Annotated in this window: 12 protein-coding genes and 1 other annotated feature; all 12 genes read left to right on the plus strand. The window is 38.2% G+C overall.

The genetic code is table 11. The annotated features are described in order from the left end of the window. The first annotated feature begins 173 nt into the window (after positions 1-173). The 12 genes from lspA to pyrE all read left to right on the plus strand — a co-directional run bounded on the left by lspA (position 174) and on the right by pyrE (position 13,305). Positions 174-647 (plus strand): signal peptidase II, encoded by a 474-nt coding sequence (gene lspA / locus GH715_RS19705; RefSeq protein WP_153836955.1) that lies wholly within the window; start codon positions 174-176, stop codon positions 645-647. After that, complete coding sequence (locus GH715_RS19710) at positions 644-1,558, plus strand: RluA family pseudouridine synthase (RefSeq protein WP_153836954.1); 915 nt, start codon at positions 644-646, stop codon at positions 1,556-1,558. Before lspA ends, GH715_RS19710 begins: the two co-directional genes overlap by 4 nt. A 218-nt stretch (positions 1,559-1,776) precedes the next feature. Continuing rightward, positions 1,777-2,319, plus strand: coding sequence for a bifunctional pyr operon transcriptional regulator/uracil phosphoribosyltransferase PyrR (gene pyrR / locus GH715_RS19715; RefSeq protein WP_018932747.1), 543 nt, complete (start codon positions 1,777-1,779; stop codon positions 2,317-2,319). Positions 2,320-2,451: 132 nt separating this feature from the next. Next, positions 2,452-3,831 carry a solute carrier family 23 protein gene (locus GH715_RS19720; protein ID WP_153836953.1) on the plus strand — a complete coding sequence of 460 codons (1,380 nt, stop codon included), beginning with the start codon at positions 2,452-2,454 and terminating at the stop codon, positions 3,829-3,831. 33 nt (positions 3,832-3,864) lie between these two features. Continuing rightward, positions 3,865-4,794, plus strand: a complete 930-nt coding sequence (locus tag GH715_RS19725; protein ID WP_153836952.1) for an aspartate carbamoyltransferase catalytic subunit — start codon at positions 3,865-3,867, stop codon at positions 4,792-4,794. After that, positions 4,754-6,034: a dihydroorotase gene (locus GH715_RS19730; RefSeq protein ID WP_153836951.1), complete on the plus strand. Its 1,281-nt coding sequence runs from the start codon at positions 4,754-4,756 to the stop codon at positions 6,032-6,034. Before GH715_RS19725 ends, GH715_RS19730 begins: the two co-directional genes overlap by 41 nt. Further along, on the plus strand, positions 6,031-7,122 hold the full coding sequence (locus GH715_RS19735; RefSeq protein WP_153836950.1) for a carbamoyl phosphate synthase small subunit: 1,092 nt from the start codon (positions 6,031-6,033) through the stop codon (positions 7,120-7,122). Before GH715_RS19730 ends, GH715_RS19735 begins: the two co-directional genes overlap by 4 nt. After that, complete coding sequence (carB, locus tag GH715_RS19740) at positions 7,122-10,322, plus strand: carbamoyl-phosphate synthase large subunit (RefSeq protein WP_153836949.1); 3,201 nt, start codon at positions 7,122-7,124, stop codon at positions 10,320-10,322. The genes GH715_RS19735 and carB overlap by 1 nt, the downstream gene beginning before the upstream one ends. Beyond that, positions 10,319-11,080, plus strand: coding sequence for a dihydroorotate dehydrogenase electron transfer subunit (locus GH715_RS19745; RefSeq protein WP_163578784.1), 762 nt, complete (start codon positions 10,319-10,321; stop codon positions 11,078-11,080). The genes carB and GH715_RS19745 overlap by 4 nt, the downstream gene beginning before the upstream one ends. Next, positions 11,077-11,985: a dihydroorotate dehydrogenase gene (locus GH715_RS19750; RefSeq protein ID WP_153836948.1), complete on the plus strand. Its 909-nt coding sequence runs from the start codon at positions 11,077-11,079 to the stop codon at positions 11,983-11,985. The genes GH715_RS19745 and GH715_RS19750 overlap by 4 nt, the downstream gene beginning before the upstream one ends. Then, positions 11,985-12,689, plus strand: coding sequence for an orotidine-5'-phosphate decarboxylase (gene pyrF / locus GH715_RS19755; RefSeq protein ID WP_153836947.1), 705 nt, complete (start codon positions 11,985-11,987; stop codon positions 12,687-12,689). The genes GH715_RS19750 and pyrF overlap by 1 nt, the downstream gene beginning before the upstream one ends. Beyond that, positions 12,682-13,305, plus strand: a complete 624-nt coding sequence (pyrE, locus tag GH715_RS19760; protein WP_153836946.1) for an orotate phosphoribosyltransferase — start codon at positions 12,682-12,684, stop codon at positions 13,303-13,305. The genes pyrF and pyrE overlap by 8 nt, the downstream gene beginning before the upstream one ends. A gap of 784 nt (positions 13,306-14,089) precedes the next feature. After that, positions 14,090-14,343: a binding site (T-box leader), on the plus strand. Positions 14,344-14,407 lie beyond the last annotated feature (64 nt).

Below are 14,407 nucleotides of genomic sequence, written 5' to 3' on the forward strand. Positions count from 1 at the left end.
AGAACAAATCCATGTCTAAGTTACTGCGCAGTTTATGGATACTACGAAAGTTGTTAATATGTTTGACGTGCGTTTGTAGTTTTGTTGTATTACAAGTTTTCTTTAATGGGAGGATAATGGTATAATATGATGGGTATTTAAGTAGTCGTTTAATGAAATGTCGGAGGTATATTATGTGGAGAGTATATGTAATAGCATTAGCAGTTGTCATTGTTGATCAATTAACAAAATGGCTCATCGTAACAAATATGGAAATTGGAGAACGAATCACCGTTATTGAATCCTTTTTTTATTTAACATCCCACCGAAATTCTGGTGCAGCATGGGGGATATTGCAAGGTCAAATGTTCTTTTTCTATATCATTACCGTGATTGTTATTGGTTTTATTATTTTTTACATCCAAAAGTTTGGCAAGGAGAGTATATGGTTAAGACTAGCATTAGCTTTTGTATTAGGCGGTGCAATTGGTAATTTTATTGATCGCCTGTTCCGAAAAGAAGTAGTAGACTTCTTTGACGTTTATATCGGTACATATGATTATCCGATCTTTAATATTGCTGATTCCGCATTAGTAGTAGGAGTTATCGCTATTTTCATCTATACATTTTTAGATGAGAGAAACAAAAAAAGGAGCAACCAGAAATGAGCGAGTTTTCTTATGTAGTTAAGACGAGTGATCAAGGAACACGGATAGATAAACTGTTAGTCGATATTACAGAAGACTATTCCAGATCACAAATTAAAACTTGGTTTGATAAAAACTTAGTGCTTGTAAACGGTAAGACCGTGAAACAAAACTATAAATGTCAGACTGAGGATCAGATTGAGTGGCAAGTACCGGAAGTTGAACCGTTAGATGTAGTGGCAAAAGATATACCAATTGATATCGTGTATGAAGATGAAGATATCCTTGTCATTAATAAAAAGAGTGGAATGGTCGTTCATCCAGCAGCTGGCCATCAGGAAGATACTTTAGTCAATGCTTTACTGTTCCACTGTGATGATTTATCAGGTATTAATGGTGTAAAAAGACCTGGGATAGTCCATCGGATTGATAAAGACACAAGTGGTTTATTAGTAGTTGCAAAACATGATGTTGCTCACGAAAGATTAGCAGAGCAACTGAAAGAGAAAAAAATTAAAAGAGCATATAAAGCAATTGTTCATGGGGATATTCCGCATGAATATGGTTCGATCGATGCTCCAATAGGGCGAAGCGAAAAAAATCGTCAACTAATGGATGTTACGGAGAAAGGCAAGGATGCTGTGACGCATTTTGAAGTAATCGAAAGACTGCATGGGAAATTCACTTTTGTGAAATGCGTGTTAGAAACTGGAAGAACGCATCAAATTCGTGTACACATGAAATATATTGGTTACCCATTGGTTGGCGATCCGAAATATGGTCAACGGAAAACAATTGATGTTGATGGACAAGCACTCCATGCATATCATCTAAGCTTTGAACACCCTGTCAAGCAAGAGCAGATGGAGTTTGAGGCACCGTTACCAGATAAATTTGCGAAGGTATTAGAAAATATTCGAAAAAGTTATTGACTTCGCTTGCCGTTTTTGACATAATATAACCAATATCATAAAGACCTTTTAAAACAGTCCCGTGAGGCTGAAAAGGAAACGGATCAACATACCACAAGTATGTCCAAAATCCTTATTCTCTCACGGAGAATAAGGATTTTTTTATGGAAGAACAATGATATATATATATCAAACGAAGTAATAGGTTTTAACAAGTTATATAAAGCGAGGTTTTTATGATGAATAAAAAAGCAAATGTACTAGACGCACCGGCAATGAGAAGGGCACTAACACGAATTGCTCACGAAATTCTCGAACGAAACAAAGGTGTAGAAGGATTGATGCTAGTAGGTATTAAAACAAGAGGAGTTCCAATTGCCAAACGGCTTCAAGAACGGATTCAAGATATCGAAGGTGTAAAGGTTCCGATTGGAGAATTGGATATTACACTTTACCGTGATGATTTATCACATGTCGACAATCAGGAACCAACACTGAATGAAGCCAACCTAAAAGAGCAAGTTACAGGTAAAAACGTTATTTTAGTAGATGATGTTTTATACACAGGCAGAACAGTGAGAGCTGCGATGGATGCGATTATGGATCAAGGAAGACCGTCTCAAATGCAACTAGCCGTCTTAGTTGATCGGGGACATCGTGAACTGCCTATACGTGCAGATTTTATTGGTAAAAACATTCCAACATCCCAAAATGAAATTATTACAGTTGAGTTGGAAGAAATAGATCAAAAAGATAGTGTCAGTATTTATGAAAAAGAATAAGACCTTTAAACAAGTACAGAGATGCTTGCAAGGTCGCATTTAAAGGATACGTGTACCTTTTATACTACACGTCTACCTCTTTGCGACCAGCAAAGAGGTTTTTTTTATCCGAAAAGAAGGGGAGATAGAGAAATGTCAGAGAAAAAAATGGTTTTAGATGTCAGAGAAGTACCGAAATTATCAAAATGGTTACTGTTCAGTATACAACACTTATTTGCGATGTTTGGGGCTACTATTTTAGTACCGTTTCTAACAGAATTATCGCCAGCGGTCGCTTTAGTATCCAGTGGTTTAGGTACACTAGCCTACCTATTAATTACAAAAGGTCAAATTCCGGCCTATTTAGGTTCCAGCTTTGCTTTTATTGCACCGATCACAAGTGCGATGGCGATAGGTGGACCTGGCGGAGTCATGATTGGAAGTTTCCTTGCAGGTGTTGTGTATGGAGCACTTTCGTTGCTGATCGCTGCTTTTGGAACGGATTGGATTATAAAAGTATTACCACCGATCGTAGTAGGACCAGTCATTATTGTGATTGGATTAGGATTAGCTCCAACTGCGATTGATATGGCAATGAACGTAGACGGTGAATATAGCGGTGTTCACTTCAGTGCAGCCATTGTAACATTGCTGATCACGGTTATTGGCTCCTTATTATTTAGAGGATTCTTCGGACTTATCCCGATCCTGATTGGGATCATTGGTGGTTATGTTTACTCACTCATTATATCTGCCATCACCAATGTTAAGGTTTTAGATGCCACAGGCGTACAAGCTGCATGGGATAAAATTGTTTCTAGTAACTCATTTGGTGAGGCGATTCAGTCTATATTCTTAGTACCGGATTTTGTTATCCCGTTTGTTACGTTTAATCCAGCGGATGTGTTTAGCTGGAGTATCGTATTACTTATGGTACCAGTTGCAGTTGTAACGGTAGCGGAACATATCGGTGATCAAATGGTGTTATCTAAAGTAGCAGGCAAAAACTTTATTAAAAAGCCTGGACTACATCGCTCGATATTAGGTGATGGGGTAGCAACGATTATTGCCTCTTTATTAGGAGGGCCGCCAAATACAACGTATGGTGAAAACATTGGCGTATTGGCAATAACAAGAGTATTTAGTGTGTTTGTTATCGGTGGAGCAGCAGTACTAGCGATTATTTTCGGATTTATCGGAATTATTACCGAACTGATAGCATCCATTCCTACCCCAGTAATGGGCGGTGTGTCGATTCTGTTATTCGGTATTATTGCCTCAAGTGGCTTACGAATGTTAATTGATAACAACATCGACCTCGGTATTAAACGAAATCTAGTCATCTCGTCAGTTATCTTAGTAATCGGTATAGGTGGAGCATATGTAAACATTCCGGTCGGAGATGTAGATGTGACTATCGCAGGCATGGCACTTTCAGCCTTAATTGGTCTGATTTTAAACCTTATCTTACCTGAGAAAGAATCAGGTTATGGCAATGGTAATATGTTTGCAACACCTGAAGATGAAGAATAAGTGTTCAATAAAAAAGATGGGGAGGATGTAAAGATGGAGCATTTTGTGACGATGAAGGATCAAACAGCAACAGAAATACTGCAATTGGTAAAAAGAGCAAATCATATTAGTCAGACAGGTGGAAATCCACTAAAAGGACAATTTTTTGCCGCTAACCTTTTCTTTGAACCTAGTACACGCACTAAGATGAGTTTTGTTGTTGCAGAAAGAAAACTTGGAATTGAACCATTAGATTTTATGGCAGACGTCTCAAGTATAACGAAGGGTGAAAGTATTTATGATACAGCAAAAACATTTGAAGCGATTGGGGCAAACTTTATCGTTTTAAGACATCAAGAAGAGAATATTGCGAAACAATTAGCCGAATCTTTATCCATCCCTGTTATTAATGCAGGAGACGGGACAGGCGAGCACCCAACACAGTGCCTGCTCGATCTTGTAACCATTTATCAGGAATATAAACAATTTAACGGATTAAAAGTAGTGATTGCTGGAGATATCAAGCATAGTCGAGTTGCTCGATCTAATGCAATTGCCCTTTCCACATTAGGATGTGAGGTCTATCTAACAGGTAAAGAAGAATGGCATGATGACTCATTAGCTTTTCCATATGTATCAATAGATGAAGCGATCGAGATAGCAGATGTTCTGATGTTACTGCGTATTCAGCATGAACGACATCAGGATCAATTTAGCCTACAACAAGAAAGTTATCTGGAGAAATACGGGTTGACGAAAGAGCGAGAAGCAAGTATGAAAAAGCATGCAATTATCTTGCATCCGGCACCTGTGAATAGAGGAGTAGAAATAGATTCTAGCTTAGTAGAATGTGAAAGATCTCGAATTTTCAAACAAATGAAAAATGGTGTAGTAGCAAGAATGGCAGTAATGGAGACACTTTTGAACCAAGGGGGTAACTTCAATGAAGAAAATTTTAACAAACGTCAAGCAATTATCGGATAATGGCAATGTACAATCGTGTGAAATTTTAATAGAAGAGGGAAAAATTAAAGCAATTGGAACCGACATGGAAGTTCCAGGAGCAGAAAGAATCGATGGTAAGGGCAACTTGGTTACACCTGGATTTGTGGATGTCCATGTTCATTTAAGAGAGCCAGGTGGTGAGGCTAAAGAAACGATTGCTACGGGTACAAAATCAGCGGCACGTGGTGGTTATACAACAGTATGTGCGATGCCTAATACGCAACCAACACCTGATTCTGTTGAAGTGCTACAATCCATTCAGGACAGAATTAAAGAAACAGCAGCAATTCGAGTATTGCCTTATGCATCAATTACTGAACGACTTGTAGGTAACAAGTTAACGGATATGAAGGCATTAAAGCAAGCGGGAGCTTTTGCTTATACAGATGATGGTGTAGGTGTTCAATCAGCTGATATGATGCTCCAGGCGATGACACAAGCAGCAGCGGTTGATATGCCTATTGTTGCTCACTGTGAGGAAAATACCTTGATACACAACGGCGTGATGCACGAAGGTCAAGTAAGCAAGAGATTAGGTTTACCTGGCATACCTTCAATTTGTGAGTCTGTCCAAATTGCCCGTGATGTTCTTCTAGCAGAAGCAACGGGATGTCATTATCACGTATGCCACGTCAGTACGAATGAATCTGTCCGCGTAATCCGTGATGCGAAGAAAGCAGGGATTCGTGTAACAGCAGAAGTAACACCACATCATCTATTAATCAATGAAAATGCTATTACCGAAAATGATGCGAATTTTAAAATGAACCCACCTTTACGTGCAAAAGAAGATCAAGCGGCACTTATCGAAGGTTTACTAGATGGAACGATCGATTTTATTGCAACAGATCATGCGCCACATACTGCTGAGGAGAAAGCGAACGGTATGGAAGAAGCACCATTTGGCATTGTTGGGTTTGAAACAGCATTTTCTCTTCTACACACCCACTTTGTTCAAAAAGGAATCTTTACACTGAAACAGCTCGTTGATTGGCTGACTGTAAAACCAGCAGATACTTTCGGACTACCATATGGAAGAATGGAGGTTGGTGCTAGTGCTGATTTAACACTACTTGATCTCGAAACAGAAGGAAACATAGATAAAGAAATGTTTGTATCGAAAGGAAAAAATACACCATTTGATAAATGGGAGGTAACGGGAAAACCAGTTATGACGATTTATCAAGGTCAGATCGCTTTTGAGGAGGCAACAGAATGAAAAGACAGCTTATTTTAGAAGACGGTACCGTTTTTCATGGAGATGCATTTGGTTCATTAGAAGAAAGTATTGGAGAAGTTGTATTCAATACAGGGATGACAGGTTACCAAGAAATATTATCAGATCCTTCCTATTGTGGTCAACTTGTCACGATGACATATCCGCTTATCGGAAACTATGGCATTAATCGAGACGATTTTGAAACGATTACGCCATCCATTTTTGGATTTATCGTAAAGGAATATGCTGAAATGCCTTCCAACTTCCGTAGTGATGAAAACCTCGATGAGTATTTAAAAGCAAATAATATACCGGGTATCTCTGGAATTGATACAAGAAAACTAACGAAAATATTGCGTAAGCATGGTACAATGCGTGGCATTTTAACAGAAGCGGGCGCTGAAGATAAAGAAGCTTTGGAGAAATTAAAACAAGCAAATCTGTTAACAAACCAAGTAGAGCAGGTTTCTACTGTAAAGCCGTATGTTTCACCAGGAAGAGGATATCGGATTGTATTAGTCGATTTTGGAATGAAGCATGGAATTTTAAGAGAATTAACGAAACGTAATTGTCATGTTACAGTCGTACCATACAACTACAGTGCGGATAATATTTTGCGATTGAAGCCGGATGGCATCATGCTAACGAATGGTCCTGGTAATCCTAAAAACGTACCAGAAGCGATCGAAATGATCAAAAATGTGATACCGACTGTACCAACCTTTGGTATCTGTCTAGGACACCAATTATTATCATTAGCGTGCGGGGCCGATACGGAAAAATTAAAATTTGGTCATCGCGGATCGAATCATCCTGTTTATGATTTTGAAACCAAACGGACTTATTTAACTTCACAAAATCACGGGTATGCGGTCACCGAATCATCGATTGCACAAACAGACTTAGTGCTTACGCAAATCGCCTTAAATGATAAAACCGTGGAAGGAGTTAAACATTCCGAATATCCAGCTTTTTCGGTTCAATATCACCCGGAAAACTCACCAGGTCCTGATGATACGAACTATTTATTTGACCGATTTATGGAAAATATCGCAAGCTATCAAACAGCACAGAAGGAGGAACTCTAATGCCAAAAAGAACGGATATTCAAAAGATTTTAGTAATCGGATCAGGTCCGATTGTGATTGGACAAGCAGCAGAATTTGACTATTCCGGTACCCAAGCATGTCAGTCATTGAAAGAAGAAGGTTATACAGTTATTCTAGCAAACTCCAATCCAGCAACGATTATGACCGACCATACGATTGCGGATACGGTATATATGGAACCTTTGACTGTAGAATTTCTATCTAAAATCATTCGTAAAGAACGTCCTGACGCTGTATTGCCAACGCTTGGTGGCCAGACTGGCTTGAATCTAGCTGTTGCTTTAGATGAATCAGGCATTTTAGAAGAGTATGGAGCAGAATTATTAGGTACGAAGCTGGATGCGATCCAACAGGCAGAAGATCGTGAAAAATTTAGAACTTTAATGAATGAAATTAATGAGCCTGTACCAGAAAGTCAAATTGTCAACACAGTAGATCAAGCATTAGATTTTGCCGAAGAAATTGGATATCCACTAATAGTAAGACCAGCATACACATTAGGCGGTACCGGTGGTGGTATGTGTTACAACGAAGCAGATTTAACAGAAATAACAAGAAATGGCTTAGCATTATCCCCAGTAAATCAATGTTTGATTGAAAAGAATATCGCAGGATTTAAAGAAATAGAGTATGAAGTCATGCGCGACAAAAATGATCAAGCCATCGTTGTATGTAACATGGAAAACATTGATCCAGTCGGTATTCATACGGGAGATTCGATAGTCGTTGCGCCATCACAAACATTGAGTGACCGTGAATATCAAATGTTACGTTCTGCCTCTTTAAAAATCATTCGTGCATTAGAAATTGAAGGAGGCTGTAACGTTCAATTAGCACTAGATCCGAACAGCTTTCAATATTATATTATTGAAGTAAATCCAAGGGTGAGCCGTTCATCAGCCTTAGCGTCAAAAGCAACAGGTTATCCAATTGCTAAGATTGCCGCTAAAATCGCGATCGGTATGAGTTTAGATGAAATTATGAATCCAATTACCGGAACTACGTATGCGATGTATGAGCCAGCGTTGGATTATGTTGTGACGAAATTCCCTCGCTTTCCATTTGACAAGTTTGTATTAGGTAACCGAAAACTTGGTACCCAAATGAAAGCGACAGGAGAAGTAATGGCGATCGGCCGTAATTTCGAAGAGTCCTTATTGAAAGGAATACGTTCACTAGATATTAGTGGTGAAGATTTCTACTTGCCCGTCTTAGAAAATGAATCAATAGAATTGTTAAAAGAACGTTTAGTACATGCTGATGATGAAAGAATTTACGTATTAGCAGAAGTATTGAGACAAGGCATGTCAGTTGAAGAAATATTCCAATTAACCAAAATAGACCGCTTTTTCTTAGAAAAATTAAAGAAGATTATCGACTTTGAAGCGAAATTAGCGGATATTCCGCAAAATCTTGATCTGCTAAAAGAAGCAAAAAAACTAGGTTTGTCGGATACACACATCGCTCGCCTTTGGAATGTCGATGTAGATGAAGTGTATCAGCTTAGAAAAGCAGAAAATATTTTGCCAGTTTATAAGATGGTAGATACTTGTGCAGCAGAGTTCGAATCGGAAACTCCTTATTTCTATAGTGCATATGAAGAGGAAAATGAATCAGAAGTAACCAACCGCAATAAAGTATTAGTGATCGGTTCTGGTCCAATCCGAATTGGTCAAGGGATTGAGTTCGATTATGCGACAGTTCACTCCGTTTTAGCACTAAAAGAAGCTGGCTATGAAGCAATCATTATGAATAGTAATCCAGAGACTGTATCAACTGACTTTAGTGTGTCAGACAAGTTATATTTTGAACCATTAACATTAGAAGATGTTATGCATGTGATTGATTTAGAACAACCGGAAGGTGTTATTGTTCAGTTTGGAGGTCAGACAGCTATCAATCTTGCGGAAGGATTAGAACGTCGCGGAGTAAGAATACTAGGTACACCACTTACAGCAATAGATACAGCGGAAGACCGTGATAAATTTGAACAACTTTTACAAGAATTAGACATTCCACAGCCTCAAGGGAAAAGTGTGCGTCAATTAGATCAAGCAAAAGCAGCAGCCTCTTCGATTGGTTATCCAGTTTTAGTACGCCCATCCTATGTAATTGGTGGAAGTCAGATGGAAATTGTCTATAGTGAAGATGAATTGGAGAGCTATTTAGCGAAAACAAACCATATTAAGCATAAGCATCCAGTGTTAATCGATAAATATTTGACTGGAATTGAAGTGGAAGTCGATGCAATCAGTGATGGGGAAACAACGATCATTCCAGGTGTAATGGAGCACATTGAACGTGCTGGGGTACACTCTGGTGACTCGATTGCCGTCTATCCTTCACAGCGATTATCAGATGATATTAAGCAAAAATGTGTTGACACTACGATAAAAATAGCGGAAAAATTAGGTGTCAAAGGACTTATCAATATTCAATTTGTCGTGCACCACAATGAAGTGTATGTACTAGAAGTAAACCCTAGAGCAAGCCGGACGATTCCGTTTTTAAGTAAGATAACAGGAGTAACGATGGCTAATATTGCAACCCGCTGTATTATCGGTGAATCACTGGCAAACATGGGTTATCAAAAAGGCTTACTACCTGAGCCAGAAACAGTTTCAGTTAAAGTACCAGTATTCTCTTTTGAAAAGTTACGTAGTGTCGATACAATGCTTGGACCTGAAATGAAATCAACAGGGGAAGCAATTGGACGTGACAGAACATTAGAAAAAGCATTATATAAAGGTCTAACGGCATCTGGATTAAAGATTCCGATGGAAGGAGCAATCCTGATTACGATAGCTGATAAAGATAAGAGTGAAGCATCAGAAATTGCGAAACGCTTCTTTGAATTAGGCTTCCATCTTTATGCAACAGAAGGAACTGCTAAAACGATTAGAGAATTAAATATACCAGTTACGGAAGTTGGGAAAGTCGGAGCAGAAGGGAAAAATGTAATTTCGATTATTGAGCAAGGAGAGGTACAAGTCGTTATTAATACGTTGACATCTGGTAAGAAACCACGCTCAGACGGTTTTAGAATTCGTCGTGAAGCGGTAGAGCATGGTATTCCATGTTTAACTAGCTTAGATACTGCAGAAGCAATCGTGAATGTCATTGATTCGACAACATTTACTGCTAAGCCTACAGTAGAAGGGAAGGCGATTGTACTGTGATCACGAAACAGCTGCTGAAAATAAACAGTCATATGCAAATTGCAGAAGATACCTTTGAAGTGGTAGTACAATCACCTTTAGCAAAAGAACTAAAACCTGGACAGTTTGTGCATATCGCCTTACCGAATCATATGTTGCGCAGGCCAGTTTCTGTCGCAGGGATTGACACGCAGGCGGAAACTTTTACTATTATCTTTAAAATATTCGGGGAAGGAACGCGTGAACTAAGTAAATATCAGGCAGGAGACACGCTTGATGTAATTTTGCCATGCGGAACCTATTACCCCATTGATCAGTTAGCAATAGATCAAGCTTTAATAGTTGGTGGAGGGATTGGAGTCCCTCCGCTCTACTATTTAGCAAAAACACTCAAGGAAAACGGAGTAAAGGTGACAAGTGTTCTAGGTTTCCAATCGAAAGATCAAATCTTTTATGAAGAAAAGTTTCAAGTGTTAGGTGATACGTATATTGCAACAAACGATGGTAGTTATGGAACAAAAGGTTTTGTTACAGATATTATTGATGAAATAAATCCTACTTTCGATTACTTTTTCTCTTGTGGGCCAACCCCAATGTTAAAGGCAGTTTCGCATCAATTAGCGGGATACAATGGCTACATTTCCTTAGAAGAGAGAATGGGATGTGGTGTCGGTACCTGTTATGCATGTGTTGTCCCTTTAAAACAAGATCCTAAGCAATCGAAAAAAATATGTAAGGATGGACCAGTATTTTCAGCAAATGAGGTGATCTTATCATGAGCTTAACGACAAGATTACCTGGCTTAATGTTAAACAATCCTGTCATGCCTGCTTCTGGTTGTTTCGGCTTTGGTAAAGAATATAGTCCGTTTTATGATTTAAGTGAATTGGGAGCAATTAACGTTAAAGCTGCAACAGGTGAAGCAAGATTCGGGAATCCGACTCCACGAGTAGCCGAAACATCTAGTGGTATGTTAAATGCGATCGGCCTGCAAAATCCTGGTGTAGAAAAAATTATCGAGGAAGAGTTACCTTTTTTACGATCATATGACACACCAGTAATTGCAAATGTTGCAGGTAGTACGGTAGAAGAATATGTCAAAGTGACTAAAGCATTGAATCGTTCAAAAGATATCGCTGCATTAGAACTAAATATATCATGTCCTAATGTAAAAGAGGGTGGTGTCCAATTTGGAACAGATCCGTCACTAGCGAAAGAAGTAACTTACAAAGTAAAAGAAGCAAGCGACTACCCAGTTTATGTCAAATTATCTCCGAATGTATCTAATATTGTAGAAATGGCAAAAGCGGTAGCAGATGCTGGAGCTGATGGTTTATCGATGATTAATACGCTAACAGGAATGCAAATAAATTTAAAACAGCGTAAACCGATTATTGCCAATAAAACGGGTGGATTATCAGGTCCAGCTATAAAACCGATTGCGATTCGGATGATCTATGAAGTTCGTCAAGCTCTTAATATTTCGATCATTGGAATGGGTGGAATCAGTACAGCGGAGGATGTTTTAGAATTTCTTTTAGCAGGTGCTAATGCTGTAGCAGTGGGAACGGCTAATTTTCAAAACCCGCTTGTATGCCCGGAAATAATTAATGATTTACCAAGTGTTTTAAAGCAATATGGATTTGATTCAGTGGAAGACGCAATAGGAAAGGGGCATGTGTAATGGACCAACCATTTTTCCTTGCATTAGATTTTCGTACAGCAGATGATGTGAAAGTATTTATCGAGAAGCATGACTTATATGGAGTACCTGTAAAAGTAGGAATGGAATTATTTTATCGTGAAGGCAGGGAAATGATTGATTGGCTAAAAGGACATAAACATCCGATTTTTTTAGATTTGAAACTTCATGATATTCCGACAACTGTGGAAAAAGCCATGTTTAATTTAGCTACCTTAGGGGTTGATATTGTCAACGTCCATGCTTCAGGAGGGTCTGATATGATCAAAGCAGCCAAAAGAGGGCTTGAAGCAGGAGCGGATGGTAAAGTACCTAAACTACTTGCGGTAACTGTTCTGACATCAATGGATCAGTCAACATTAAAAGAGGAATTATATATCAATCAATCAGTAGACGATGCCGTTAAACGTCTAGCATTATTAACCAAAAATAGTGGTGCAGATGGTGTTGTCTGTTCAGCACATGAAGTACCAATTATTAAACAAGCTTGTGGTAATGACTTCTTAACCGTAACACCAGGAATTAGATTGGCTGAGTCTAATCAAAATGATCAAAAACGAGTAGCAACCCCTCAACTTGCGAAGCAAAATGGAGCGGATTATTTAGTGATAGGCAGAAGTATTACACAGGCAGAAAATCCAAAAGCTAATTATAGCCGAGTAGTAGAGGAGTGGGGAAATGCTTAAATCAAAAGAAATGGCCAATGCACTATATGAGATAGATGCTATTCAAATTCGTCCCGACCGATCGTTCGTATGGACATCTGGTATTCATTCTCCTATCTATTGTGATAATCGATTAACGATGTCTTACCCAGATGTACGAAAGCAAATCGTAAACCAATTCGCGGAAATAATTGATCAATTAGAAGAAAAACCAGATGTGATTGCAGGATGTGCCACAGCAGGAATACCTCATGCTGCATGGTTAGCAGATTATTTAAATCTTCCAATGGTTTATGTACGATCCAAGCCAAAAGGACATGGCAAGCAAAATCAGATAGAAGGTAAGGTAGAACAAGGAGATAAAGTCATCGTAATTGAGGACCTTATATCTACAGGTGGATCATCGATCGAAAGTGCACTTGTATTACAAGAAGCAGGTGCAGAAGTTTTGAGTGTATTAGCTATCTTTAGTTATGGATTAAATAAGGCAGACAAACAATTTAAAGATGCTAATATACCTTTTACAACGATCACTAACTTTGATATTTTAGCTGAAGCATTAGTCGAAAATAATGAAATTACAAATGCAGCGAAAATAGACTTATTACAATGGCGTGATGAACTAGGAAATAATTAAAATGAATATTTCCTGGGAAACCGCAGGAAAAGTATTTATTCGATGTTGTTCGACGAGATCGTGTTGAAAAATGGCTTATGGTAAGGTAGTGCCATTATTTTAAGTGTGTCGCCTATTCCATCTAGTGGGATCAGGCGATTTTTTGATTGGAAAATGATAAAATTTAGGAATATGGAGAAAAGTGGACGTGAGAGCTACTTCCAGGACACGCCCAGAAACTAGGTGACTTCACGAATTATCCAATCCTCGTTTTTCTGCGGGCTTTAATACCGGGAAAACATCTTATTTTAATAGATTCATTTCCCGGTTAATACAACTTTTACCAGGAAATCTTATAACGGCATACATCAGTTTTACTTGTAAACTAGATATTAATAAGATGAGGAACTATCTGAGATACCATGAGATACTATTTCATATTTTAAAGTAAAAGCATAAAAAACGAGTAAGATTTGGAATATTTCAATTTATACCTCCTTAATTTAAGTACCAAAAATTACATGCACGAAATCAAAATGGCACTAAATAGTCAATTAAGTACCAAAAATAGAAATCATTTAATTAAAATGGTACTTAAAACAGGTTTTAGTACCAAAATGAATCTTCCTGTTACTAAATTGGTACTAAATCATAAAACTCCACGATGTAATCTGTATCGAAGACTTGCACACGAGAGTAATGATGATCCAAATCATTCTTAAGTTAATATTATTTGTTTTATAAAAGACTTGACATTATTAACCTTAATGTATAATCTTGTTTTAACAAAAGTAATTTTAAAGGATAAAATTTGATGACGAGAACGAGTAGGTATGGAATCTGTTCTACAGAGAGTTGACGTTTGGTGGAAGTCAATGTTCAGACCATGTTGAATATCCTCTCCGAAAAGCAGAGCTGAAATTTTTTTAAGCTTTGACGGGATTCCGCCGTTAAAAGGAACGCGTATGATGGTACGTTGAATGAGTGCTATGAATGAAACCAATGATGGACTTATTGATAGAATCAGGGTGGTATCGCGGGTTAAAACTCGTCCCTAACATTAGTTAGGGGCGAGTTTTTTTATTTACGTCTTTTAAAACCACAGGCTCTGCCTGTGTGAAAA

The organism is Gracilibacillus thailandensis, from assembly GCF_010994055.1.
GTDB lineage: Bacteria > Bacillota > Bacilli > Bacillales > Amphibacillaceae > Gracilibacillus > Gracilibacillus lacisalsi.

What these genes read in the sequence shown, in the direction of transcription:
- lspA (WP_153836955.1), top strand. Translation starts at nt 174, where the DNA reads ATGTGGAGAGTATATGTAATAGCATTAGCAGTTGTCATTGTTGATCAA.
- GH715_RS19710 (WP_153836954.1), top strand. Translation starts at nt 644, where the DNA reads ATGAGCGAGTTTTCTTATGTAGTTAAGACGAGTGATCAAGGAACACGG.
- pyrR (WP_018932747.1), top strand. Translation starts at nt 1,777, where the DNA reads ATGAATAAAAAAGCAAATGTACTAGACGCACCGGCAATGAGAAGGGCA.
- GH715_RS19720 (WP_153836953.1), top strand. Translation starts at nt 2,452, where the DNA reads ATGTCAGAGAAAAAAATGGTTTTAGATGTCAGAGAAGTACCGAAATTA.
- GH715_RS19725 (WP_153836952.1), top strand. Translation starts at nt 3,865, where the DNA reads ATGGAGCATTTTGTGACGATGAAGGATCAAACAGCAACAGAAATACTG.
- GH715_RS19730 (WP_153836951.1), top strand. Translation starts at nt 4,754, where the DNA reads ATGAAGAAAATTTTAACAAACGTCAAGCAATTATCGGATAATGGCAAT.
- GH715_RS19735 (WP_153836950.1), top strand. Translation starts at nt 6,031, where the DNA reads ATGAAAAGACAGCTTATTTTAGAAGACGGTACCGTTTTTCATGGAGAT.
- carB (WP_153836949.1), top strand. Translation starts at nt 7,122, where the DNA reads ATGCCAAAAAGAACGGATATTCAAAAGATTTTAGTAATCGGATCAGGT.
- GH715_RS19750 (WP_153836948.1), top strand. Translation starts at nt 11,077, where the DNA reads ATGAGCTTAACGACAAGATTACCTGGCTTAATGTTAAACAATCCTGTC.
- pyrF (WP_153836947.1), top strand. Translation starts at nt 11,985, where the DNA reads ATGGACCAACCATTTTTCCTTGCATTAGATTTTCGTACAGCAGATGAT.
- pyrE (WP_153836946.1), top strand. Translation starts at nt 12,682, where the DNA reads ATGCTTAAATCAAAAGAAATGGCCAATGCACTATATGAGATAGATGCT.